Origin of the sequence: Georgenia sp. TF02-10 (genome assembly GCF_022759505.1) — a bacterium.
Classification (GTDB): domain Bacteria; phylum Actinomycetota; class Actinomycetes; order Actinomycetales; family Actinomycetaceae; genus TF02-10.
Map to the genome: position 1 here is coordinate 2,533,717 of NZ_CP094289.1, position 23,980 is coordinate 2,557,696.

Below are 23,980 nucleotides of genomic sequence, written 5' to 3' on the forward strand. Positions count from 1 at the left end.
AGTCGTCGCCGATGGTCGTTACTGGCGTCAGACTTCCCATGTGGTATTGCCTGCCCCGTTGGTGCCGGTGACCAGCCACTTCTCGCCCCCGCTGACGGTCAGTGAGGTCGGCGCCAGCCGGCCGGCCGACGCGACCGCGGTGGCGGTGAGGAGCGGCCCGGTTGCCGGGCCCGGGGTTCCGGCGACCGTGAGGCCGGTGAAGTGGAGCTGGTCCGGGGGCTTCCTGATCTGCCGGGCGTCGAGGTCGTCCCGACGGGCGCGCGCGTCGTTGACCCGGCGGGCGACCACCTTGGCGTTGCGGTCGGCGTAGAACTTCTTGGCCGCGCGCGCTTCGGTACGCGGCCGGGCGTCGTCGTGCCCGACGCGCTGGCTGCCGGTCACCGCGGCCCGGAGCCGTTTCAGCTCGGCCTGCTCGTCGCGGTACTGCCGCTCCCACCGGGCCCGGGCGTCGGCGCGGGCCTGCAGGTAGTCGGTGTAGCTGCCGGTGAACTTCGTCGTCCCGATCCCCGAGCCCGGGCCGTCGTCGGCCAGCGGGCCGGACACGGCGTGCGGGACCGGGGCCGGGTCGAGATCGACCAGCGCGGTCACCGCCTCGTCCAGGAACGCGCGGTCGTGGCTGGCCATCAGCACCGGCCCGCCCCAGCCCAGCAGGACGCTGCGCAGGTGCGCGGCGGCGTCGTCGTCGAGATGGTTCGTGGGCTCGTCCAGCAGCAGGACCTCCGGGCCGCGCAGCAGCAGCCACGCCAGCGACAGCCGGGCGCGCTCCCCGCCCGACAGCTCCCCGGTCCGCCGGGCGCGGGGCAGGTCGGGCAGGCCGAGGCCCGCGAGCATGGTGGCGATCCGGGTGTCCACGTCCCACGCCCCGAGCCGTTCCGCCTCTGCCAGGGCGCGGGCATAGGCGTCCGCGGCCGCCGGGTCGTCGGGGGCGCCCGCCAGGGCCTGCGCGCACCTGTCGACGGCGGCGATCGCGTCGTGTGCCGGGGCGACGGCGGACTCGATCGCCGCGCCGACCGTGACCGCGGGGCCGAACGGGGGCTCCTGGTGCAGCAGCCCGATGCTCGGTGTGCCGCCGCCCGGCGCGCGGGCCGTCACCGTCCCGGCCGTCGGCGTCATGAGTCCGGCGGCGACCCGCAGCAGGGTGGACTTGCCCGACCCGTTCTCGCCGATCAGCCCCACCCGCTCGCCGGCGGGGACGACGAAGGAGATGTCGGTCAGGACGCGCCGACCGGGGAACGAGACCGACACGCCGTCGATCCGCAGGTGCGCAGAAGCAGAAGAAGAGAGTGGCGTTGCCATGGGTGTCCTTGGCGGTCCGGACGACTCCTGCCGGGCAGCTGCCGCGGGTGCAGGACGTGGACGACGCTCAAGAGATCACCCGGCCACGTTACCGAGGTGGCCCAGCGCCCGACAACCGCAAATAGGAGCCGTCGCCCGCGCGGACCATCGACCGCACCCGCCCTCGAGCGGCGCCGGGGCTGGCCGCGGGGCCGGGAGCCGTTCGTGCACCGACCGCGACGACACGCTGGTCGTCCGCCCTTGCGGGCGACTCACCTCCGCGCGCGTCTGCGCTCCCGGACGAGGTCGATCGACCGGTCGACCAGCGGCCACAGCAGGACGACGCCGACGACCGCGACGACGCGTCCCGCCTCCTCGTCCAGCCCGATGGCGAACACCCCCACGAGGATCACCACGACCGCGACAATCGCTACCGGTATCGCGATCCTCATGTCGTGCAGCCCAATCGGTCGAACGGCTCGAGTGAACTGCGAGGGTAACGGCCGGACGGTGACCGATGCCACTGCCCACCCATAGTGCAGACCCGGGCCGCCGGCGCCCACGCGGGACCGACGGCGGCGTCAGGGCCCGCCGTCGTAGTCGGCACCTGCGGCGCCGGCCCCCAGCGCGTCGACCACGACGACCGTGACGTTGTCCTCCGCCCCGGCGGCGACCGCACGGTCCACCAGCGCCCGGGCCGCCTCCTTGGGCTCGGTCACCGCGGTGAGGACCTCGGCGATCTCCGCGTCCGCGAGCTCGAGCAGCCCGTCGGTGCACAGCAGGAGCCGGTCCTCGGGCCGCACCGGCACCGTCCAGAGGTCGACCGGCCCGGGTGCGGCCGTGCCGACCGCCCGGGTGATGACGTTGCGCCGGGGGTGGTGACGGGCCTCCTCAGGAGGCAGGGTGCCGGCGTCGACCATCTCCTGCACGAGGGAGTGGTCCACGGTCAGCTGCGTCAGCCGGCCGCCGTCGCAGCGGTAGACCCGGGAGTCCCCCACGTTCAGGACGAGCCAGGCCGGGGCGCCGTCGGCGGTGCTGAGCACCGCGCCGGAGACCGTCGTCCCCGCGACGGCGTCCGGCCCGGGCACGGACCCGGCGGCGGCGGACCGTTCGTGCGGGTCGTCCGTGAGCGCGTCGGCGCCGGTCATCGCGGCCCAGATGGCTTCGGCAGCGGCGGCGACGGCGGCCTCGACGTCGGCGGGGGTCAGCGGATCGGGGTGGGCGCGGGCGCGGGCGGCGAGGTCGCGGAAGGCGTCGACGGCCGCCCGGCTGGCCATCGCGCCGTGGGTGTGCCCGCCCATGCCGTCGGCGACGAGGAAGACCGGCGGCTCGGCGAGGGCGGCGTCCTCGTTGACCTCGCGGTCGCCGCGGTCGGTGGCCACGCCCCACCGGGTCTCCATGCCGCCATCTCCCTCCGGCCGAACGGGACGGAGCCGCGCGGAGCCCGTCCGCGCCGTCGCCCGTGGCCCTGCCGCGCCTCGTTCCGTCGTCACCTGTCGCGCCCAGCGTGCCATGCCCACCGGGCGCCCGCGCCGCGGGGTCTCCGCCGTCGCCGGCGACCGAGCGCCGTCGCCGGGCCGTCAGATGACCGCCGGGAACACCCCCCAGTAGGCGGCGAAGACGAGCAGGATCACGCTGCCGGTGACCGCCGTGCCCAGCACCGCCCAGGGCAGCGCGCCCACCGGCGCGGCGCCCCGCCCCCGGGCCTGCCGCCAGGCCCCCTCCAGGGTCAGCACGAGCAGCCCGACGGCCAGGATCCCCACGCCCTGGACCAGGATCCACCCGCCCTGCACGAGCAGGCTGTCGGTGCGGTAGTTCAGCGCCAGGTCGGTGATGGCCAGCAGGTAGGCGATGAACAGCACCAGGGTCGCCGTCGTCGCCAGGCACAGGGCGCCGACCCACCGGCCCAGCGGCCGCGGGAGGCTCCGGGGGCGGCGGCGCACCAGCCGCGGGAGCCGCCCGGCCAGGGCGAGCAGGCCGGACAGCACCACCAGGCCGCAGCCGGTGAGCGCGGAGACCACGATCATGTCGCCCGAGGCGTACCACCGGGGCCGGTCGACGGGGTCGGCCCGGAAGGCCTGGACCGGCTCCGCGCCGGCGACCCGGGGCGGGGCGTCGGCGGTGGCCGGCAGCCCGAGGACCCACCGCGCCAGGTCCCGCGGGAAGGTCGGGACGAGGTCGCCGTCGACGCGGATGCCGTGGTTGGCGCCGTCGTAGTAGCGCAGGGTGATCTGCTCGTTCCCGGCCTCGGCGAGGTCGGCGACGATGAGCTGGGGGCCCTGCACGATGGGCATGGAGGCGTCCCCGGTCCCGTAGACCACCAGCACGGGCTGGTGGAGGCGCTGCTGGTAGGGGCGCACGTCGAAGTCGAAGTAGTCGAACCCGCCGCCGGGGAACGCCCCGCCGATGAGCCGTGGGATCGCCCGCAGCAGCCGCCCGGGCACGCCGACCTCGCGGAGGTAGGAGTCGGCGGCGAGGGCACCCTGGGCGCGGATGGGCAGCACCGGGGCGGAGACGAGGGCGACGAAGGCGACGTCGGGGTTGTCGGCGGCGGCCACGGGTGCGGACATGGCGCCCTCGCTCTCGCCGTAGATTCCGACCCGCCCCGGGTCGACGCCGGGCCAGGTACGCAGCACCGTGAAGGAGTCCAGGTAGTCCGCCGCCATGCCCACGTAGTCCCGGTCCCGGGTGGTGTAGGTGTCCGCGCGCTTGTCCGGCACCATCGTCACCACCCCGGCCGAGGCGAGCGCCTCGGTGGTGTCCGCGAAGCCCTCGTGGGTGGCGGTGCCGGCGCCGTGCATGAACAGCACGGCCGGCCGCGGCTCGGGGGCGCCGACCGGCTCGGCGATGGTGGCCTGCACGGTGACGCCGTCCTCGACCGGCACCGTCACCACGGTCCGGGTGACCGGGTAGGTCCCGACGGCGGTCGTGCCGGCGTCGGAGCCGATGCTGGTGTCCGGGGTCTCCGGGACGACCGTGTGCTCCAGCGGCTGGGGGTGCCAGCCGGGCCCGGCGACGGAGCCGAGGAGACCAAGCAGGAGCACCGCCCCGATCGTGGCCGCCAACCGCCCGTATCGCACCGGCCCAGGTTAGTGGGTGGGGTGGGGCGGGCCGGGCCGGCGCGACCGGCGGGGTCTGTGTGCCGGCGCCCGGCGGTCGTTCAGCCACGCCGGGCGCGGCGTCAGAACCCGAGCCGCGCCGTCAGAACCCGAGCCGGTTGAGGAGCTTGGGGTCGCGCTGCCAGTCCTTGGCCACCCGCACGTGCAGGTCGAGGTAGACCCGCGCGCCGAGGAGCGCCTCGATGCCCTGCCGCGCCCGGCTCCCCACCTCGCGCAGCCGCGCCCCGCCCCTGCCGATGACGATGGCCTTCTGGGAGGGGCGTTCGACGTACATCTCGACCCGCACGTCCAGCAGCGGCGGGCGCTGGTCCCCGGGCTGCCGGGGCCGCTCGGCGATCTCCTCCACGACGACCGCGAGGGAGTGCGGCAGCTCCTCCCGCACGCCCTCCAGCGCCGCCTCCCGGACGAGCTCGGCGATCATCACCTGCTCCGGCTCGTCGGTCAGCTCCCCGCCCGGGTACAGCGGCGGGGAGGGCGGCAGGTGCTCGACCAGGACGTCGGTCAGGACGTCCACCTGCTCCCCGCGGACCGCGGAGACCGGCACGACAGCGGACCAGTCGCCGAGGGCGTCCACGGCCAGCAGGTGCTCGGCCAGGCGCTGCTTGCTCACCGTGTCCGCCTTGGTCGCGACGGCGACGACGGGGGTGCGCTGCTGGCCGAGCTCGCGGGCGATGAACCGGTCGCCGGGGCCGACCTTCTCGTCCGCCGGCAGGCAGAAGACGATGACGTCGACCTCGGCGAGGGTCTCCCGCACGAGGTCGTTCAGGCGCTGGCCGAGCAGCGTGCGGGGGCGGTGCAGGCCGGGGGTGTCGACCAGGACGAGCTGGGCGTCGGGGCGGTGCAGGATGCCGCGGATGGTGTGCCGGGTGGTCTGCGGGCGGGCCGAGGTGATCGCGACCTTCTGTCCGACCAGCGCGTTGGTGAGGGTGGACTTGCCCGCGTTCGGCCGGCCCACGAGGCAGGCGAAGCCGGCGCGGAAGCCCTCCGGCCAGTCCCGGACGAGGCCGGCAAGGTCGGGCTCAGCGCCCGGGCCAGCGTCCTCGCCAGAGCCGGGGTCGAGGTCCGGGCCGGCCTCAGCGTCCGGGCGAGGGTCCGCAGCCGTGCCGGGCTCGCCATTCGGGCCGGGCGCGCCGCTCATGCCTCCTCCTCGCCGTCGGACCGGGAGGCCAGCAGGGTGGACAGCCGGCGCCGGCGGCCCTCGGCGCGCTCGGCCACCAGGTGCAGCCCGTGCACGTCGGCCTCGGCGCCGGGCAGGGGCACGATGCCCAGCGCCTTGGCGAGCAGCCCGCCGGCGGAGTCGACGTCGTCGTCGTCGATCTCCAGGCCGAAGAGCTCGCCGAGGTCGTCCACCGGCAGCCGGGCCGGGACCCGCACCACGCCGTCGCCCACCGGCTCCACCTCCGGCTCGGCCCGGTCGTGCTCGTCGACCATCTCCCCGACCAGCTCCTCGAGCAGGTCCTCGATGGTGACCAGGCCCGCGATGCCGCCGTACTCGTCCACCACCATGGCGATGTGGATGCTGTCCGCCTGCATCTCCTGGAGCAGGTCGTCCACCAGCTTCGTCTCCGGGACGAACACCGGCGGGCGCATGACGTCGGCGACGGTCAGGCCGGCGGTGTCGGTGCGCCGGTGGACCCGGCGCATGACGTCCTTGAGGTAGAGGACCCCGCGGACGTCGTCGGTGGACTCCCCCACCACCGGCACCCGGGAGTACCCGGACCGGGTGAACAGGGTGATCGCGGCCTCCAGGTCGGCGTCGGCGTCGATGGTGACCATGTCCGTGCGCGGCACCATGACCTCCCTGGTGAGGGTCCGGCCGAGCTCGAAGACGGAGTGCAGCAGCTCGCGCTCGTCCTCCTGGATCTGCTCGGACTCGCTCACCCGGTCCACCATGTCCCGCAGCTCCTCGCCGCGCTCCTCCCGGGTCTCGGCGGCGGTGCGGGCCGGGCCGGGGACGACGGCGCGGACCACCCGGGCCACCCCGCCGGCCACGGTGGTCAGCGGGCCCATGACCGGGACCAGGACGGCGAGGACGCCGGCCGGGTTGCGCCGGCCCAGCCGCCGGGGGCTGACCCGGACGAGGGCGGCGACGAGCAGGGCGGTGAGCACGACGGCGGCCAGCAGCACCTGCCACCAGCGCGGCAGCAGGCCGGCGACGACGAGGGTGAGGCACACCGCCGCGGTCATCTCGGCGAGCACCCGCACGAACGTGGCGGCGGCCAGGCCGAGGTCGCGCCGGTCGACCAGCCGGGCGACGGCGTCGGCGTTCTTCTGGCCGGCGGCGGCCAGGTCGGCGACGGCGGCCCGGGTGACCCGGGCCAGGGCGGCCTCTCCGGCGCTGAGCGCCCCGCCGACCACCAGGCCGAGGAGCACGAGCACGCCGAGCCAGGCCGCCGGGACCTGGTGGATCATCTCGCCCATGCTCAGCGCCCGGCGAGGAAGGTGAGCAGGAGCCGGCGCTGCAGCGCGAACATTTCCCGCTCCTCGTCCGGCTCGGCGTGGTCGTAGCCGAGCAGGTGCAGGATGCCGTGCGTGGTCAGCAGCAGCAGCTCCTCCACGGTGGAGTGGCCGGCCGTCTTGGCCTGCGCGGCGGCCACCTCCGGGCACAGCACGATGTCCCCCAGGGTGCCCTCCACCGGCTCCTCCCCGTCCCGGCCGGGGCGCAGCTCGTCCATCGGGAAGGACAGCACGTCGGTGGGCCCGGGCTCGTCCATCCACCGCTCGTGCAGCTCGGCCATCACGTCGGCGGTGACGAGCAGGATGGACAGCTCGGCGCGGGGGTGGACGCGCATCTCGGCCAGCACGTAGCTGGCGAGGTCGGCGAACTCCTCGCCGTCGACGTCGTAGCCGGACTCGTTGGTCACCTCGGTCACGACCGGGCCCCCCGGCGCTGCCGCTGGCGCAGGTCGGTGCGGGTGCGGTCGGCGGAGGCGTCCCACCGCTCGTAAGCGTCGATGATCTCCCCCACCAGCCGATGCCGGACGACGTCGGCGCTGGTCAGCCGGCAGAAGGTGACGTCGTCGAGGTCGGCCAGGATGTCCTGGACCACCCGCAGCCCGGACCGGGTGCCGGTCGGCAGGTCGACCTGGGTGACGTCGCCGGTGACGACGACCTTGGACCCGAAGCCCAGCCGGGTGAGGAACATCTTCATCTGCTCCGGCGAGGTGTTCTGGGCCTCGTCCAGGATGATGAAGGCGTCGTTGAGGGTCCGGCCGCGCATGTAGGCCAGCGGCGCGACCTCGATGGTCCCGGCGGCCATGAGCTTGGGGATGGACTCCGGGTCGAGCATGTCGTGCAGGGCGTCGTGCAGCGGGCGCAGGTAGGGGTCGATCTTCTCGGTGAGGCTGCCGGGCAGGTAGCCCAGCCGCTCGCCGGCCTCCACCGCCGGGCGGGTCAGCACGATCCGGCTGACCTGCTTGTTCTGCAGCGCCCCGACGGCCTTGGCCATGGCCAGGTAGGTCTTGCCGGTGCCGGCCGGGCCGATGCCGAATGTGATCGTGGCGTCGTCGATCGCGTCGACGTAGCGCTTCTGCCCCACCGTCTTGGGCCGGATGGTCCGGCCGCGGGCGGAGAGGATGTTGGTGGTGAGCACCTCCGCCGGCCGCTCGGTGGTCGGCGCGGTCAGCATGGTGATGGCGCGGCCGACGGCGTCCGCGCCGAGCGGCTCCCCGGCGGCGGCCACCGTGGCCAGCTCGTCGACGAGCCGCTCGGCCAGCGCGACGGCGCCGGCCGGGCCGGTGAGGGTAACGACGTTGCCGCGGACGTGGACGTCGACGGCGGGGAAGCCGGTCTCGACGGCGCGCAGCACCTCGTCGCGCTGGCCCAGGAGGACGACCATCGGGACGGACTCGGGGACGGTGACCTGGTGCTGGACCAGTCCGGCCGGGAGGCCGGTGGGGTCGGGGGTGGACGACGGGGTGGTCGACATGGGCGCGGGCGCGGCGGCCCTGGTTCTCCTCAGGATGGACGACGGCGGTGGTCAGGATATCGGGTGCGGCCCGGTGCGCGCGGGGCGGTCGGGGGTCGTCCGCCGGCGGCGAAAGGCAGTGCTCCGGGGAGGCGTGGTCAGCCCCACCGGCCCAGCGCCGGGGCGAGGACGGCGAGGGCGGCAGGCCCGGCGGTGGAGGTACGCAGCACGTGCGGGCCCAGCCGCACGGCCTGCGCGCCGGCCGCCTCCAGGGCGGTGAGCTCGGCGTCGGTGATGCCACCCTCGGGGCCGACCACCACCGCCAGCACGGTGGGGCGGGTGGCGCCGTCGGCGCCCGCGACGACCGCGGCGGGCGCGGGCAGGGCGGCGGCGGTCAGCGGCACGGGCGCCGTCTCGTGCAGGACGAGGACGGCGCCGCCGGCGGCGACCGTGGAGGCCACCGCGGCGGGCAGGGCGGCGGAGGTGACCGGCTCGTGCACGGCCGGCACCCAGGCGCGGCGGGCCTGCTTGGCCGCGGCCAGGGCGACGGCTTCCCACCGGCGCCGGCCGCGCTCGGCCCGAGCGCCGGCCCACACCGAGACCGAGCGGTCGGCCTGCCAGGGCACGACCGCGTCGACGCCGAGCTCGGTGGCGGTCTCCACCGCCTGCTCGTCGCGCCCGCCCTTGGCCAGGGCCTGGACCAGGACGAGGCGCACGGCGGGCGGGGGCTCGTCCGTCACCGCGGTGACGGCGACGGCGAGCCGGTCCGGCGCGGCGTCGCGCACGGCGCCGGTGACGCGCCGGCCGGCGCCGTCGACCAGGTCGACCACCTCCCCGGGCCGCAGCCGGCGCACCGTCACCGCGTGGCGGGCCTCCGCCCCGGTGAGGGTGACGACGGCGCCGGGCCGGGCGCCGTCGAGCGCCCCGGGCCCGGCGTGGAAGACGGGCGTGGTCACGCTCAGCGGCCGGCGAGCTTCTCGCGCAGCTTGGAGAACACCCCGGCGCCGGCGGTGGCCGCCAGCCGCGGCTCGGGCCGCTCCTCCCCGCGCAGGGCGGCGACCTCGGCGAGCAGGTCGCGCTGGCGGTCGTCCAGCCGGGTGGGGACGTGGACGTCGACGTGGACGTGCAGGTCCCCGCGGCCACCGCGGTGCAGGTGGCCCACGCCCAGGCCCTCCAGCGTGAGGACCTGCGCGGGCTGGGTGCCGGGCTCGATGTCGAGCTGGCGGGCCCCGTCGAGGGTCTCGACCTCGACGACGGTGCCCAGCGCCGCGGCGGTCATCGGCAGCTCGAGGGAGCAGTGCAGGTCGTCGCCCTCGCGGACGAACAGCGGGTGCGGCTTGACCCGCAGCTCGACGTAGAGGTCCCCGGCCGGGCCGCCGCCGGGGCCCACCTCGCCCTGGCCGGTCAGCCGGATCCGGGTGCCGGAGTCCACGCCGGCGGGGACGTCGACGTGCAGGGTCCGGCGGGTGCGCACCCGGCCCTCGCCGGAGCAGTCCGGGCAGGGGTCGGGGATGACGGTGCCGTGGCCCTGGCAGGCCGGGCAGGGGGAGGTGGACATGACCTGGCCGAGGAAGGACCGGGTGACCCGCTGGACGGACCCGCGCCCGTGGCACACCTCGCAGGTGCGCGGGGCGGTGCCGGGGCGGCAGCAGCTGCCCTGGCAGGTGGGGCAGACGACGGCGGTGTCCACCTGTATCTCGCGGTCGACGCCGAAGACGGCGTCGGCCAGCTCCAGGTCGAGCCGGACGAGGGCGTCCTGCCCGCGGCGGCCCCGGGGCACCGGGCCGCGGGGGGCGCCGCCGCCCGCGGCGCCGAAGAACGTCTCGAAGATGTCCTGGAAGGCGCCGAACCCGGCGGTCCCGGCGCCGGCGCCGTTGCCGCCGAGCGCGGACTCCCCGCCCAGGTCGTACATCTGGCGCTTCTCCGGGTTGGAGAGGACCTCGTAGGCGCGGGTGACGTCCTTGAACTGCTCGGCGGCCTCCGGGCCGGCGACGTCGGGGTGGAGCTTGCGGGCCTGCCGGCGGTAGGCCTTCTTGATCTCCTCCTGGCTCGCCTGCCGGGAGACACCGAGGATCTCGTAGTAGTCGTTCACCACGTCACTCTCTGCTGGGGGCTGCTGGGCGGTCGGCGCCGGCGGGCGTCGGGACGGTGCTGGGGCGGGGCGGTGCGCTGCGGGGGCGGGGCGGGCCCGGCCGGCGGCCGGGCGGGGGCGGTCCGGGCCGGCGGCCGGGGGTCACCCGCCCAGTATCCGGGACAGGTACCGGGCGACGGCGCGCACGGCGCCGATGGCCCCGGGGTAGTCCATGCGGGTGGGGCCGAGCACGCCGAGCCGGGCGATGCCCGGCGGGCGGGCGCCGTAGGCGCTGGCGACGATCGAGGCCTCGGTGAGGCCCTCGTGGTGGTTCTCGGAGCCGATCCGCACGGCGATGGGGTCCTCCTCCATCTCGGCGAAGAGCCGCAGCAGCACCACCTGCTCCTCCAGGGCCTCCAGCACCGGCCCGATGGTGCGGGGGAAGTCCACGTCGGAGCGGGCCAGGTTCGCGGTGCCGGCCATGACGATGCGCTCCTGGGTCTCCTGCCGGAGCGTCTGCAGGAGCTCGGCGGCGACCGCCTCGACCAGCGGCCGGTGGGCCGGCGCGAACTCCGCGGCCAGGTCCGCCAGCGGCTGGGTCAGGGCCTCCACCCGGCGCCCGGCGCAGACCACGTTGAGCCGGGCGCGCAGCTCGGCGACGACGGCCTGGTCGACCTCCGCCGCGGTCTCCACGGTCCGCTGCTCGACCCGGCCGGCGTCGGTGATGATGACGACGAGCAGGCGGTGCGGGCTGAGCGGGACGAGCTCGAGGTGCCGCAGCGCGGTCCGGCTGAGCGAGGGGTACTGGACGACGGCGACCTGGTGGGTGAGCTGGGCGAGGAGCCGCACGGTGCGGTCCACCACGTCGTCCAGGTCGACGGCGTCCTCGAGGAGGTTCTGGATCGCGCGCCGCTCCGCCGGCGAGAGGGGCTTGACCGTGTCGATCTGGTCGACGAAGAGGCGGTAGCCCTTGTCGGTGGGGATCCGGCCGGCGGAGGTGTGCGGCTGGGCGATGTACCCCTGCTCCTCCAGCGCGGCCATGTCGTTGCGGATGGTCGCCGGGGAGACGTCGAGGGCGTGCCGCTCGACCAGGACGCGGGAGCCGACCGGCTCGCGCGTCTCGACGTAGTCCTTGACGATGGCCTGCAGCACGTGCAGGCGACGATCCTCGCTCACGGGTCCTCCTCCCCGGTCCGTGGTGCTCCCGCCGGGTACGCTCCCCGCGGTCCGCGTGCCGTCCTGGTCACCGGCGCGGTGCGCCCGGCGGCGGTCAGCACTCTGGCGCTCTGAGTGCCAATCCTACGCGCCGGCGCGGAGATGCGCGCCGTGGTCAGCCGCACAAGTGGGCGCCCGGCTCGCCCGCGCGGCAGGACGCCCGGTTCGCCCGCGACACGCCCGCCGAGCTCGGTCGTCGCCGCTGCTCGCCCGCATAGCCTGCCGCGGTGACCGACCGTTACGGCAGCGACGTCCTCGGTGCCGACCCGCACACCACCGGCCCCTACGCCCGCCGCCGCACCACCCGCGACCTGCCGGTCGAGCACGGCATGGTGGTGGAGGAGGTGCAGACCGGCTGGGTGGGCGCCGTCGTCCGGGTGGAGAAGTCCGGCGGGATGCACGTGGTGGTGCTGGAGGACCGCAAGGGCCGGACCCGGACCTTCCCGCTCGGGGCGGGCTTCTGGGTGGACGGGGCGCCGGTCCGGCTGCTGCCGCCGGTCGGCGCGTCCCCGGCGGCCGGGCCGCGGACCGCCGGCGGGCGGCGGCTGACGGCCTCGGGGTCCCTCGCGGTGGAGCAGCACCGGGCGCGGGTGGCCCGGGCGTCGCGGATCTGGGTGGAGGGCCGGCACGACGCCGAGCTCGTCGAGCGAGTCTGGGGCGACGACCTCCGGGTCGAGGGCGTCGTCGTCGAGCTGCTCGACGGCGTGGACAACCTCGAGGCGGTGCTGCGGGACTTCCGGCCCGGGCCGCGCCGGCGCGCGGGGGTGCTGGTCGACCACCTGGTGCCCGGGTCGAAGGAGTCCCGGATCGCCGCGCGGGTGACCGCCGGGGCGGCCGGTGCGAACGTGCTCGTCCTCGGGCACCCGTACGTGGACGTCTGGCAGGCCGTCCGGCCCGAACGGGTCGGCCTGCGGGAGTGGCCGCAGGTCCCGCGCGGGACGGACATCAAGGTCGGCACCCTCCGGGCGCTCGGCTGGCCGCACGCGGACCAGGCGGACATCGCCACGGGGTGGAAGCGGATCCTCGGCACGGTGCGCTCATACAAGGACCTCTCCCCCGCCCTGCTCGGTCGCATGGAAGAGCTCATCGATTTCGTGACGGCGGTGCCGGAGTGAGCGTGGCCGCGGAGCGACGGCGGGTGGCTCGGGACTGACCGCGGTGATTCGGGACTGACGGCGGGGCCGGATTGACGCGGTGGTGCCGGACAGCTGCGGCGGTGTGCAAGAAGTAACACAATCTCGCTCGAGGCGGGACTGAACCTGGCGGAATTCCGCCGTTGCGACTGCCGTTCCTGCCGAACTTGTGTTACTTCTCGCACGCCTCGGCCGCGGCGGCCACCTCCCAGAGGATCCGCGAGGATGGCATCCTCGCCGAGGTCCACGCCACCGGTGGCGACGCCCGACGCATCAGCGGCCTGTTCGGCCTCAGCATCGGCAGCACCAACCGCTACCTCGACACCCTCGAAACACGCCGACCTCACCTCGTAGGCTGTGGAGCCCCGACGATCGAAGGAGACGCACCATGCTCGACGAGCTGCTCGACCTCGAACACCAGGGGTGGAAGTCCCTCTGCAACAGCACCGGAGCGGACTTCTACGGGCAGAACATGACCAGCGACGGCGTCATGGTCCTCGCTCACGGCCAGGTCTTCGACCGGCAGGCCGTCATCGACTCCCTGAACGAAGCTCCCCCGTGGCGGACCTACGACATCGTTGACGAGCGGCTCATCGCGCTCAGCGACGATCACGCGATCCTCGTCTACACCGGCCGCGCCTACCGCGACGAGAACGAGCCCGCGTTCATCGCGCTGATGTCCAGCGCCTACACCCGACAGGACGGCGCCTGGCGACTCGCCCTCTACCAGCAGACGCCCGTTCCGGCCCAGCCGTAGAACCCAGACAGCTCAGCGCACCCCGAGATCCAGCCCCGCTATCGAGCGCCGGGATGTGCCGCGAACATCCGCCCCAACCGGCCCAGAGACATCGTGGGATGTCTGTTGCGAAATGGGCTTGAGCGGTCGGACAGCCACAACATGTAGGGCCCGCACTCCTAAATCCCACATCTTGCGGTGCTCATCAGGGGCACCCTCAGAAACCAACAGGCTCACCGGCGAACGTCAGTCGGTCAATCGGTCAGGGCGCGGACCACCGCGTCGGCGAGCAGGCGGCCGCGCAGCGTCAGCACGATCCGTCCGTGCCGTGCCGGGGCAAGCTCGACAAGCCCCTGACCGATGAGGTCCGCCACCGTCCCGCGCAGGTGCGCCGGGACCGTCCCGGTCCCCGGCGCCAGCTCGAGGCCCTCGGCCAGCCGTACGCCGAGCATGATGCGCTCGAGCTCGCGGGTCGCGGGGTCCAGGACCTCCCGGCCGACCGCCGGGCTGAGGCCCTGCTCGAGGCGGTGGGCGTAGGTCCGGGGGTGCTTGGCGTTCCACCAGCGGACCCCGCCCACGTGGCTGTGGGCGCCCGGGCCGATCCCCCACCAGTCGTGCCCGCGCCAGTACGCCAGGTTGTGCCGGCAGGCGTGCGGCGTCGGGACGGCCGCGGCCTCGTGCGGGCGCGGGCCGCCGTCGTCCCGGGCGAAGTTGCTCACCTCGTACCAGCGGAACCCCGCGCCGGCGAGCACCTCCTCGGCGAGCTCGTACTTCTCGGCCGCGTCGTCGTCGTCGGGCAGCGGCAGCTCGCCGCGCCGGACCTGGGCGCCCATCTTGGTCCCGGGCTCGACGACGAGGGCGTAGGCGGAGACGTGGTCCGGAGCGAGCGCGACGGCCGCGTCCAGCGAGGTGCGCCAGTCCGCGAGCGACTCCCCCGGGGTGCCGTAGATCAGGTCCACGGAGACCTCGAGCCCGGCGTCCCGGGCCCAGCGGACCACCTGCGGCACCCGTCGGGGGTCATGGGTCCGGTCCAGGGTGCGCAGGACGTGCGGCACTGCCGACTGCATCCCGAAGGACACCCGGGTGAAGCCGACGTCGGCCAGGGTGGCGAGGTCCCCGGCGTCCACCGAGTCCGGGTTGGCCTCGGTGGTCACCTCGGCGTCGTCGGTCAGGCCGAAGGCGTCGCGCACGCCCTGGAGCATCCGGGCCAGGTCGGGCACGGGGAGCATCGTCGGCGTGCCGCCGCCGACGAACACCGTGCTGACCGGCCGCGCCGGCATCCCGGCGGACCGCAGGGCGGGGTCGGCGAGGACCTGGGCCGCCAGCTCGACCTCGCGCAGCGCGGTGTCCGCGTACGCCGCCGCGCTGGCGCCGCCGCCGAGCTCGGCGTTGGTGTAGGTGTTGAAGTCGCAGTACCCGCAGCGCACCCGGCAGAACGGGACGTGCAGGTAGACGCCGAGGTCGCGGCCGCTCGCCCCGGCGGCGGCGGAGGTGGGGAGGGTGCCGTCCTCTGGGGGGACCTCACCGTCGGGCAGCGCGACCATGGTCGCTATTGTCTCGCAGATGACCGGCCCCCTTCCCACCCCCGGTCCAGCTGACAGCCCGGTTCCGAGCGTCGACCCAGGTCCCCTCCCCACCCCCGGTTTGGTTGCCGCGCAGGTGGACCCGGGCCTGACCCGCCTGCACCGGCTGGACCGCGACGACCCGCGTACCCGGCGGCTCCGGGCGGCGGTGGTCACGCTGCGTCCGCTGCCCGGCCAGGAGCAGTACTCTGGCTACGCCAAGGTGACCCTGCCGGAGGCCGACGCCGCGCCGACCCGCACGCCCTTCGCCGTCGTGCACGAGGAGGACGCGGTGGGCTTCGGCGTCCTGGACACCGGCGGCTACCTCCCGGACCTCACCAGCGATCCGGCCCGGGCGGTGCTGCTGCGCGCCTTCTACATCGGGGCCGACCACCAGCTCCGCGGGCACGGGCGCCGGGCCGCGGCCCTCCTGCCGGCGTTCGTCCACGACGTCCACCCGGGCGCCGAGGTGCTCTACCTCACCGTCAACGAGGCGAACCCGGCGGCGATCCGCGCCTACGCGGCCGGCGGGTTCACCGACGTCGGCCGCTACCTCGGCGGGTCGCTGGGGCCGCAGCGGGTGATGACGACGGCGGTCGCTTTGGCGTCCTGAGCGCAACGGTCGGTGGTGGCGCGGCTGTGCCGGGCCGACGTCGGGAGGACCGGCTGCCGGTGCTGCCGGCGGGCCGCCGATGCTGAGCCGAGACCCGGGCCTGCCGGTCAGGAGCCGGGGATTGCGTCCTCCGACCGCCGGTGCGCGGCGAGGACGTACGTGCGCAGGTACCCGGCCATCTGCCAGCCGGTGGCCGCCTCGTGGGCGAGGAGCCGGGCGGCGTCGGCGGGGTCCTTGCGGGTGAACCAGCCGGCGACGGTGACGCCGTGGCCGGGCCGGTCGAGCACCTCGAGGGTGTCGCCGGCGGCCACCGGGCCGGTGGAGAGCACCCGCAGGTACACCCCGGTGCGGCCGCGGGCGGTGAACTCGCGCACCCAGCCGGGGCGGGCGACCCAGCGGGCGAACGTCGCGCACGGGGTGCGCGGGCCGGTGACCTCGAGCTCGGCCCCGCCGACGCGCCACCGCTCGCCGATCTCCGCGTCGTCGACCGGGTAGCCGGCCACCCGCAGGTTCTCCCCCAGCCGGCCGGGGCCGACGTCGGTGCCGAGGACCCCAGCCCAGTGGTCGGCCTCCGCGGTGTCCAGGACGTAGACGGCCTTGTCCGGTCCGCCGTGGTGGGCGCGGTCGGCCTGGAGGTCGCCGTGGAGCCCGAGCCGGCGTACCTGGACCGGGCCGTCGACGGCGCGCTTGTCGATCGCGGTCACCCCGACCGTGCCGTCGTCGGGGTGCAGGCGGTGCACCCGGCACACGTGGGTGACCCGGCCGCGGCCGGGCGAGACCGGCGGAGCTGACGCCGCCGGCGTCACGGGTGTCGTCGGGGCCGCCGCTGCAGACGGGGGGTCACCGGCCGGGCGCGTCCCGCCGTCGGCCGTCACTTCTTGCCGGTGGGGGCGTCGGTGGTCAGGGCCGCGACGAAGGCCTCCTGCGGCACCTCGACCCGGCCGATGTTCTTCATCCGCTTCTTGCCCTCCTTCTGCTTCTCGAGCAGCTTGCGCTTGCGGCTGATGTCCCCGCCGTAGCACTTGGCGAGCATGTCCTTGCGCAGCGCCCGGATCGTCTCCCGGGCAATCACCCGGGAGCCGACGGCGGCCTGGATCGGCACCTCGAACTGCTGGCGCGGGATGAGCTCCTTGAGCTTCTCGGCCATCCGGACGCCGTAGGCGTAGGCCTTGTCCCGGTGCACGATCGCGGAGAAGGCGTCGACGGGCTCGTGGTTGAGCAGGATGTCGACCTTGACCAGGTCGGCCTCCTGGTCCCCGGCGGGCTCGTAGTCCAGCGAGGCGTAGCCGCGGGTGCGGGACTTGAGCTGGTCGAAGAAGTCCCCGACGATCTCCGCCAGCGGCAGGGTGTAGCGCAGCTCCACCCGCTCCGGGGAGAGGTAGTCCATCCCGAGCAGGGTGCCGCGCCGCCCCTGGCACAGCTCCATGATCGCGCCGATGAACTCGGACGGCGCGAGGATGGTGGCCCGGACCACCGGCTCGCGGATCTCGCTGACCTTCCCCTCGGGGAACTCGCTGGGGTTGGTCACCGGCACCACCGTGCCGTCCTCGGTGCGCACGTCGTAGGAGACGTTGGGGGCGGTGGAGATGAGCGCCAGGTCGAACTCCCGCTCGAGCCGTTCGCGCACGATCTCCAGGTGCAGCAGCCCGAGGAACCCGCAGCGGAACCCGAAGCCGAGCGCCACCGACGTCTCCGGCTCGTAGACCAGGGCGGCGTCGTTGAGCTTGAGCTTGTCCAGCGCGTCGCGCAGCACCGGGTAGTCCGAGCCGTCCACCGGGTACAGCCCGGAGAAGACCATCGGCTTGGGGTCGCGGTACCCGCCCAGCGGCGTCTGGGCCGGGCTGGCCTGGGTCGTCACGGTGTCCCCGACCCGGGACTGGCGCACGTCCTTCACGCCGGTGATCAGGTAGCCCACCTCCCCCACGCCCAGGCCGTCGGCGGGGACGGGCTCCGGCGCGATCACCCCGATCTCCAGCAGCTCGTGGGTGGCCCGGGTGGACATCATCTGGATCCGCTCGCGCGGGGAGAGCTGGCCGTCGACGACGCGGACGTAGGTGACCACGCCCCGGTAGGTGTCGTAGACGGAGTCGAAGATCATCGCCCGGGCGGGGGCGTCGGCGTCGCCCACCGGGGCGGGGACCTCAGCGACGATGCGGTCGAGGAGCTCGACCACGCCGGCCCCGGTCTTCCCCGAGACGCGCAGGCAGTCGGCCGGGTCGCCCCCGATGAGGCCGGCGACCTCCTCGGCGTACTTGTCCGGCTGCGCGGCGGGCAGGTCGATCTTGTTCAGGACCGGGATGATGGTCAGGTCGTTCTCCATGGCCATGTACAGGTTGGCCAGGGTCTGCGCCTCGATCCCCTGGGCAGCGTCGACCAGCAGGATCGCGCCCTCGCAGGCGGCCAGGGAGCGGTTGACCTCGTAGGAGAAGTCCACGTGCCCCGGGGTGTCGATCATGTTCAGGGCGTACGTCTCGTCCCCGGCCTGCCAGGGCATGCGCACGGCCTGGGACTTGATGGTGATGCCCCGCTCGCGCTCGATGTCCATCCGGTCCAGGTACTGCGCCCGCATGGCCCGCTCGTCGACGACGCCGGTCAGCTGCAGCATGCGGTCGGCCAGGGTGGACTTGCCGTGGTCGATGTGGGCGATGATGCAGAAGTTGCGGATCAGCGCCGGCGGGGTCGCTGCCGGGCGGATGCGCGCGGCCTGGGCCGCGGTGGGGATCGGGGACACGCTTACCTTCGTGGGCTCGGCTGGTGCGCGGCAGCCGCGCACCCGGGGCAGTGCTCATGGTCCCACGGCCGGGCGTGATGGCGGGGGCCGGGCGGCGGTGGCGGGCCGGGCAGCGGTGATGAGGCGGGCCGCGGTGGCGGGCCGGGCCGCGGTGGTGAGGCGGGCAGCGGGCACGACAGCGGCGACGCAGACCGGTCGCCCCCCGTCCCCGCCACGCCCCCCGTCCCCGCCACGCCCTCCATGCCGCCGCCCTGCCGTCCGCTAGGCCGCGGCGGGTGGCGGCGCGGAGCTGGTGCGGGTCACGAGGTGCGTCGGGAGGGTCACCTGCCCTGCGGCCGGATGGCCGCGGAGGAGGTCGAGGAGGGCGGCCGCGGCCAGTTGGCCCTTGCGCCGGCTGGGCTGGTGGACGGTGGTGAGGCCGAGCCGGTCCGCCAGTTGGGGGGCGTCGTCGAAGCCGACGACCGTGACTTCCTCGGGGACGCGCAGACCGTGCTGGCGGACGGCGGCGATCGCACCCTCGGCCAGCCGGTCGCTGAGGCAGATGAGGGCGGTCGGGCGGGGGCGGCGGTCCAGCACCGCCATGGCGCCGCGGTAGCCCTCGTCGGGGGTGCTGTCGGTGCCCTGGCTCACTGGGACGGCCGTCCAGTCGATGCCGTGCCGGGCGGCAGCGGCGCGGTAGCCCGCCAGCCGGTCCCTGGTGACGGCCAGCGTGGCGGTGTCCTGGTCGCGTGGCTCGGCGAGCACCGGCGTCGGGCCGGCGCGCAGGGCGAAGGAGACGACCCCGATACGGCGGTGCCCGAGGCCGAGGACGTGCTCGGCGATCTCCTGGGCGGCGCCGTGGTCGTCGATGCCCACCCACGGCGTGCCGCCCGCGACCAGGGCGGCGAGCCGGGCGGGCCGGGGCTGGTCGACGACGACCAGGGGCAGGTGCCGCTCGATGGTGGTGAGCAGGAGCGGGTCGTCGTCGGCGAGCGAGGAGGCGACGACCCCGTCGACGACGGCCTCCTCGATGGCCGTGCTGCGGTCCTTGGCCGCGCTGGAGCCCGGCAGCAGCAGCAGCCCGCGGCCGGCGGCCTGGGCCGTGGTGCTCAGCCCGCCGAGCAGCTGGTTCGTGTTCGGGTCGTCGAAGGCGTAGGCGAGCGGGTTGGCGTAGAGGACGCCGATCGGGCCGGTCGGGCGCCGCCGCAGCCCGGCCGCGATCGGGTCGGGGCCGCGGTAGCCCATGGCGGCGGCCGTCTCCAAGATCCGTCGCCGCAGCTCGGGACGGAGCTGCCCGGGTTGGCGGTAGGCGTTGGACACCGTCTTCGCCGACACCCCGACGCGCTCGGCCACGTCCTGCAGCCGCAGGCGGCGCGGGGTCTCGGGGTGCATGCCCCTAGCCTCGCACTTCAACGATGAAGTAGCGTCGCCGCATGACGTCCGGACGTCGCGCCGCGGACCTCGGTGTCCCGTTGCTCTGTGCTGTGCAGTTCGTCGACGTCCTGGGCGTGACCAGCGCGACGACCGCCATCCCGGCGATGGTGGCCGAGCTGGCGGCCGGCCCGGCCGTCGTCGTCGCGCTCGCGACGGCGTACGCGGCGATCTTCGGTGGCTTCCTGGTCGTGGGGTCGCGGCTGGGCGACCGCTACGGCTCCCGCCGGGTGCTGCTGCTCGGGCTGGTGCTGTTCGCCGGCGTGTCCGTCCTCGGCGGGACCGCGGCGACGGCAGTCCAGCTGGTGGCCGCCCGCGCGCTGCAGGGCCTGGCGGCCGCCGTCAGCATCCCCAGCGCGTTGAGCCTGCTCCTCCACCTGACCCCCGACCCCCGGCGGCGCACGACGGCGATCGCGGCGTGGAGCGCCGCTGGCGCCGCCGCCGGCGCGGCCGGGTTCCTGCTCGGCGGGCTCCTCACCGACGGGTGGAGCTGGCGGGCGATCTTCTGGATCAACGTCCCGGTCGGGCTCGCCCTGGCCGTCCTCATCGCCTGGCTGGTCGCCCCGGTGCGGGCGACCGCCCCGACCGCGCGGCTGGACGGCGCTGGGTCGGTCCTGCTGGTGTCGGCCGTGGTGGCGCTGGTCGCCGGGGCGGCCCTGTGCGAACGCTCCGCCACCCGCCCGGCCGGCGTCGCCGTCGTGCTGCTCGGTGCCGCGCTCGTCGCCGTCTTTGTCGCCCACCAGCGCCGGGCCACCGACCCGTTGGTCCCGGCCCGGGCGGCACGGGTGCCCACGCTGCGGGCGGGGGCCGGGCTGTCGTTCGTCAACACCGCGACCACCAGCGCCAGCTCGGTCCTGCTCACCCTCCACCTGCAGGAGCGGCTCGGCGCCAGCCCGACCGAAGCAGGCCTCCGGCTGCTGCCGCTCAGCCTGGCCGTGGTCGCCGGGTCGGCCGTGGCGAGACCCCTCACCCGGCGGCTGACGGCCGCCGACGTGGCCGGCGTCGGCCTCCTGGCGGTCGCCGCGGCCAACGGGTCCCTGGCCCTCCTGCACGACAGTCGCCCCGCCGTCTCGGCGGGCGTGGTCCTGATGGGGATCGGTCTTGGCATCGTCTCCGTCGCCGCGACCCGGATCGGCACGACAGTTCCCGAGCCCCTCGCGAGCACGGCCAGCGGGATCGTCAACGCCGCTGCCCAGGTCGGTACCGCGCTGGGGACCGCCGCCTTCCTCATGGTCGCCGCCCTGCCCGGGTCCGCCGGCACCGGTGCGGCGCTCGCCTGGGCCGCGATCGCGGCCCTCGCCCTGGCCACCGCCGCCGGCTGCCGCCGTCTCGGACCGCTGGCCTGACACCCGGCCCTGCCCGCGTCACCCGTGCCCTAGTGATTTGCCCGGTCGCGCGAAGGCCGGCGGGGACGGGCACCGAGGCGTCGCGCCGCCGCTGCCCAGCCGCGCCCCCCGCTCCCCCTCCGCGCCCCCGCTCCCCCGGCGCTCCCCCGCTCCCCCGGCGCTCCCCCGCCGCGGCTAGCAGCCCGGCTGTTCGCCCAGGGCGAGGACTGCACCTCCCGGCACTGGTGCGTGCGAGCCTGGGGCCATGACGGCGGCGGCGGACGTGCTCAACACGGTGGTTCCCGTGCTCGTGCGGGTCGCCCGCCGGCCGGGTGCCGTCCTCCTCACCGTCGCCGGCGCGGGCGTGGTGCTCTTCGCGCTGCTCGGCCTGCTCCTGGGCACGGGCGGCACCGGCTGGCCGGCGTGGATCCCGTTCGGCTGCGCGGTGCTGCTGGCGGTCCCGGTGCTCGTGCTGGCGGTGCGCCGGTGGCGGCTGCAGGCCCAGACCGCCGACCTGGCCGCGCACCCAACGGTGGGGCCCGCCTCTCGCGAGGTGGTCGCCGTCGGCGGCGAGCGGGCGGGGGCCACCGGCGCCGGTGCTGGCGCCGGCGCCGGGCTGGCGGACCTGGACGCCCTCAACGCCGCCCTGGCCGAGTCGAGCATCCGCACCGCCCGCTTCCTCCCCCGCGTCGAGGCCGCCCAGCGCGCCGCGCGGGCCGCCGCCGGCGGCCCGGTCGCCGCGCCCTACCTGGCCGACGACCTGCGCGTCACCATCGTCGCGCTCCTCGGCACCCTGGCCGCGGCCCCGCTCTCGGCGGTCGGCGCGCTGGTCACGGCGCTGCTCCTCCTGCTCGGCTGACCACCCCGGTGAACCCGGTGAGCCCCGGGCCGGCCCCGGTGCGCGCACGGCCGGCGCCGCCGATAGCCTCCGCCCCATGACCTCCGTCGTGCGCCGGGCCGCCCGGCTCGTCGGCGTCGCCGCCGGTGCGGCCGCCGCCCGGTACGTCCGCCACCGTCGCGGCACCGCGGCCCGACGTCGTGCCGCCGAGGCAGCCACCCGCCCCCGGCCGGACGCCGGGCCCCGCGGCGCGGCCTACCCGGGCGCGAGCAGCGGCGAGCGGCAGGTGGAGGCGGCCTCGCGGACCACCGCCACGTACGACGTCGCCCGGCTGGGCCTGCCCGACCTGGCCTACGCCCCGCGGCACGACGACCAGCCGGACCCGGGCAAGGTCGTCTGGACCTGGGTGCCCTACGAGGACGACCCGGACCGGGGCAAGGACCGGCCCGTGCTGGTCCTCGCGCAGGAGGGCGCCGGCCTGGTCGCCGCGCCGATGACGACGAAGGACCACGACCTGGACGCGGCCGACGAGGCCCGGTACGGCCGCCGGTGGATCGACGTCGGCACCGGCGGGTGGGACGGCCGGGGCCGGCCGAGCGAGGTCCGGCTCGACCGGCTGCTGTGGGTGGACCCGAGCGCGGTCCGGCGGACCGGTGCTGCCCTGGACCGGGACCGGTACGCGCAGGTGGCCGTGGCGCTGCGGGCGCTGCACGTGGTGCCTCATGTCAAGGTGCTCGCGAAACGGGACTGCGTGCCTCAGCTGGGTCTGCTCGCGTGGGCGGGGGGGTCAGGAGGCGTCGCGGCGGGCGAGGGTCTTGGCTCGGGCGTGGCGTTCGAGCTGGGCCTGGATGGCGGTGATCCGGCGGGTCAGGTCGGCCGGGTTGAGCTCGGCCCGCACGGCGGTCAGCTCGGCGGCCTGCTCGGCGGTCAGGACCCCGGAGTCCAGGACTCGCTGGTAGGGGGTGCGGGGGGCGTCGTAGGTGCGCACGTGACGGCCCGCGGGGGTCTCGCGCCAGCCGGTGACCTTCTTGGTGGGCAGGAGGTAGTTCTTGCGCAGGTTGACCAGCTCCCACAGGTCGCCCAGCAGCTCGAGCTCGGCGGGGGTGTCGTAGCGGTAGCGGAAGGCGTTCTTGCGGACGATGTCGCCGTTCTTCTGCTCCACGTGCGCGTTGTCGTTGGAGGTGTGCGGCCGGGACCGGGTCATGAACACCGCCCGCTGGGCGCACCAGGCGACGAGCTGGTGGTTGATGAACTCTCCGCCGTTGTCGGAGTCCAGCCCGACCAGGGGGTAGGGCAGGGTGTCGGCGAGGAGGTCGATGGCGGCCACCACCCACCGGTGCGCCCGGTTCTTGATCGCCACGTTGGTGGTCCACCCGGTGACCACGTCGGTGCCGGTCAGGGTCCAGGCGTGCTCCCCGGCCAGGGAGTGCCCGCAGTGGGCGACCAGGTCGACCTCGAAGAACCCGGGCCGGGTCTCGGCCTCGTCGGTGGAGCGGCGCACCGCCAGCTCGCTGCGCAGCGTCGACGACGGCCTGGTGGCGGCCTTGGCGCCCGGGTAGCGGGCGGCCCGGGTCGGGGCCAGGTAGCGGTCGATCGTGGCCGGGCTCATCGCGAGCACCTCGGCGCGGACCTCCTCGGTGAGCCGGTCGGCCACCGCTGTCAGCTCGCCGTGGGCCTGCAGCACGTCCAGGGACTCGGCCAGGATCACCTTCAGGTACTTCCCGCACGGCTGCCCGCACAGGGTCCAGACCTCGATCAGGACCTTCAGCGCGTCGTAGGAGTACCCCCGCCCCCGCGGCTTGCGCACCACCGCCCGGGCCGGGCCCTTCCGGACCCGGGCCGCGGCCAGGGCCCGGCGGGCGTTGGCCCGCGACCAGCCCGTGGCCCCGCACAGCTCATCGAGTATGCGGCCCTTGTCCTTCTTCCCCGCGGCGGCGTAGCTCGCCGCGTACCGCTTGGTGATCTCACGCCTGGCACCCATCGACAACCGACCCATCCGGCCAGCCCACCACCGCGGCCACGGTTCGCGAGCACAACCCATCTGA

21 protein-coding genes and 1 pseudogene are annotated in these 23,980 nt (G+C 75.3%); 6 read left to right on the forward strand and 16 right to left on the reverse strand.

What is annotated here, in order from left to right:
• Window positions 1-27 precede the first annotated feature (27 nt).
• From MF406_RS11460 to hrcA, 11 genes are all read right to left on the reverse strand, one after another.
• Window positions 28-1,296 (reverse strand): ATP-binding cassette domain-containing protein, encoded by a 1,269-nt coding sequence (locus MF406_RS11460; protein ID WP_242893514.1) that lies wholly within the window; start codon window positions 1,294-1,296, stop codon window positions 28-30.
• A gap of 251 nt (window positions 1,297-1,547) precedes the next feature.
• Complete coding sequence (locus MF406_RS11465) at window positions 1,548-1,727, reverse strand: hypothetical protein (RefSeq protein WP_242893516.1); 180 nt, start codon at window positions 1,725-1,727, stop codon at window positions 1,548-1,550.
• 129 nt (window positions 1,728-1,856) lie between these two features.
• The gene (locus tag MF406_RS11470; RefSeq protein WP_242893519.1) at window positions 1,857-2,675 is read right to left on the reverse strand and encodes a PP2C family serine/threonine-protein phosphatase; all 819 of its coding nucleotides are present in this window, start codon (window positions 2,673-2,675) and stop codon (window positions 1,857-1,859) included.
• A 180-nt stretch (window positions 2,676-2,855) separates the two neighbouring features.
• Window positions 2,856-4,319, reverse strand: coding sequence for a S9 family peptidase (locus MF406_RS11475; protein WP_242893522.1), 1,464 nt, complete (start codon window positions 4,317-4,319; stop codon window positions 2,856-2,858).
• Between the two features lie 157 nt (window positions 4,320-4,476).
• Complete coding sequence (gene era / locus MF406_RS11480) at window positions 4,477-5,532, reverse strand: GTPase Era (protein ID WP_242893524.1); 1,056 nt, start codon at window positions 5,530-5,532, stop codon at window positions 4,477-4,479.
• Window positions 5,529-6,806, reverse strand: a complete 1,278-nt coding sequence (locus tag MF406_RS11485; protein WP_242893527.1) for a hemolysin family protein — start codon at window positions 6,804-6,806, stop codon at window positions 5,529-5,531. The genes era and MF406_RS11485 overlap by 4 nt, the downstream gene beginning before the upstream one ends.
• Window positions 6,807-6,817: 11 nt before the next feature.
• Window positions 6,818-7,267 carry an rRNA maturation RNase YbeY gene (gene ybeY / locus MF406_RS11490; RefSeq protein WP_242893541.1) on the reverse strand — a complete coding sequence of 150 codons (450 nt, stop codon included), beginning with the start codon at window positions 7,265-7,267 and terminating at the stop codon, window positions 6,818-6,820.
• Entirely contained in the window at window positions 7,264-8,322 is a 1,059-nt protein-coding gene (locus tag MF406_RS11495; protein WP_242893544.1) for a PhoH family protein, read from the reverse strand. Before MF406_RS11495 ends, ybeY begins: the two co-directional genes overlap by 4 nt.
• Window positions 8,323-8,459: 137 nt before the next feature.
• The gene (locus tag MF406_RS11500; protein WP_242893547.1) at window positions 8,460-9,257 is read right to left on the reverse strand and encodes a 16S rRNA (uracil(1498)-N(3))-methyltransferase; all 798 of its coding nucleotides are present in this window, start codon (window positions 9,255-9,257) and stop codon (window positions 8,460-8,462) included.
• A gap of 2 nt (window positions 9,258-9,259) precedes the next feature.
• Entirely contained in the window at window positions 9,260-10,393 is a 1,134-nt protein-coding gene (dnaJ, locus tag MF406_RS11505) for a molecular chaperone DnaJ (RefSeq protein ID WP_242893549.1), read from the reverse strand.
• 141 nt (window positions 10,394-10,534) lie between these two features.
• A complete protein-coding gene (hrcA, locus tag MF406_RS11510; RefSeq protein ID WP_242893578.1) occupies window positions 10,535-11,548 on the reverse strand; it encodes a heat-inducible transcriptional repressor HrcA in 1,014 nt (337 codons plus the stop codon).
• Window positions 11,549-11,814: 266 nt separating this feature from the next.
• Between hrcA and MF406_RS11515 the strand changes: the two genes are divergently transcribed.
• Window positions 11,815-12,702, forward strand: a complete 888-nt coding sequence (locus MF406_RS11515) for a DUF3097 domain-containing protein (protein WP_242893580.1) — start codon at window positions 11,815-11,817, stop codon at window positions 12,700-12,702.
• A gap of 406 nt (window positions 12,703-13,108) precedes the next feature.
• On the forward strand, window positions 13,109-13,477 hold the full coding sequence (locus tag MF406_RS11520; protein ID WP_242893584.1) for a nuclear transport factor 2 family protein: 369 nt from the start codon (window positions 13,109-13,111) through the stop codon (window positions 13,475-13,477).
• Window positions 13,478-13,710: 233 nt separating this feature from the next.
• On the opposite strand, the gene hemW is transcribed toward MF406_RS11520, so the two are convergent.
• Window positions 13,711-15,000: a radical SAM family heme chaperone HemW gene (hemW, locus tag MF406_RS11525; protein ID WP_242893587.1), complete on the reverse strand. Its 1,290-nt coding sequence runs from the start codon at window positions 14,998-15,000 to the stop codon at window positions 13,711-13,713.
• Between the two features lie 19 nt (window positions 15,001-15,019).
• On the opposite strand from hemW, the gene MF406_RS11530 reads away from it, so the two are divergent.
• The gene (locus MF406_RS11530; protein ID WP_242893590.1) at window positions 15,020-15,631 is read left to right on the forward strand and encodes a GNAT family N-acetyltransferase; all 612 of its coding nucleotides are present in this window, start codon (window positions 15,020-15,022) and stop codon (window positions 15,629-15,631) included.
• 107 nt (window positions 15,632-15,738) lie between these two features.
• Here MF406_RS11530 and MF406_RS11535 read toward each other — a convergent pair whose 3' ends face one another.
• The 3 genes from MF406_RS11535 to MF406_RS11545 all read right to left on the reverse strand — a co-directional run bounded on the left by MF406_RS11535 (window position 15,739) and on the right by MF406_RS11545 (window position 19,733).
• A complete protein-coding gene (locus MF406_RS11535) occupies window positions 15,739-16,371 on the reverse strand; it encodes an MOSC domain-containing protein (protein WP_242893593.1) in 633 nt (210 codons plus the stop codon).
• Between the two features lie 131 nt (window positions 16,372-16,502).
• A complete protein-coding gene (lepA, locus tag MF406_RS11540) occupies window positions 16,503-18,362 on the reverse strand; it encodes a translation elongation factor 4 (protein ID WP_242893609.1) in 1,860 nt (619 codons plus the stop codon).
• 261 nt (window positions 18,363-18,623) lie between these two features.
• Complete coding sequence (locus MF406_RS11545; protein WP_242893612.1) at window positions 18,624-19,733, reverse strand: substrate-binding domain-containing protein; 1,110 nt, start codon at window positions 19,731-19,733, stop codon at window positions 18,624-18,626.
• Between the two features lie 41 nt (window positions 19,734-19,774).
• Here MF406_RS11545 and MF406_RS11550 point away from each other — a divergent pair, with 41 nt between their 5' ends.
• From MF406_RS11550 to MF406_RS11560, 3 genes and pseudogenes are all read left to right on the forward strand, one after another.
• A complete protein-coding gene (locus MF406_RS11550) occupies window positions 19,775-21,118 on the forward strand; it encodes an MFS transporter (RefSeq protein ID WP_242893615.1) in 1,344 nt (447 codons plus the stop codon).
• Window positions 21,119-21,362: 244 nt separating this feature from the next.
• The gene (locus MF406_RS11555; RefSeq protein ID WP_242893618.1) at window positions 21,363-21,956 is read left to right on the forward strand and encodes a hypothetical protein; all 594 of its coding nucleotides are present in this window, start codon (window positions 21,363-21,365) and stop codon (window positions 21,954-21,956) included.
• Between the two features lie 76 nt (window positions 21,957-22,032).
• Window positions 22,033-22,629: pseudogene (locus MF406_RS11560) on the forward strand (type II toxin-antitoxin system PemK/MazF family toxin); the annotation flags it as partial.
• Between the two features lie 93 nt (window positions 22,630-22,722).
• On the opposite strand, the gene MF406_RS11565 reads toward MF406_RS11560, so the two are convergent.
• Complete coding sequence (locus MF406_RS11565) at window positions 22,723-23,916, reverse strand: integrase (protein WP_242893621.1); 1,194 nt, start codon at window positions 23,914-23,916, stop codon at window positions 22,723-22,725.
• Window positions 23,917-23,980 lie beyond the last annotated feature (64 nt).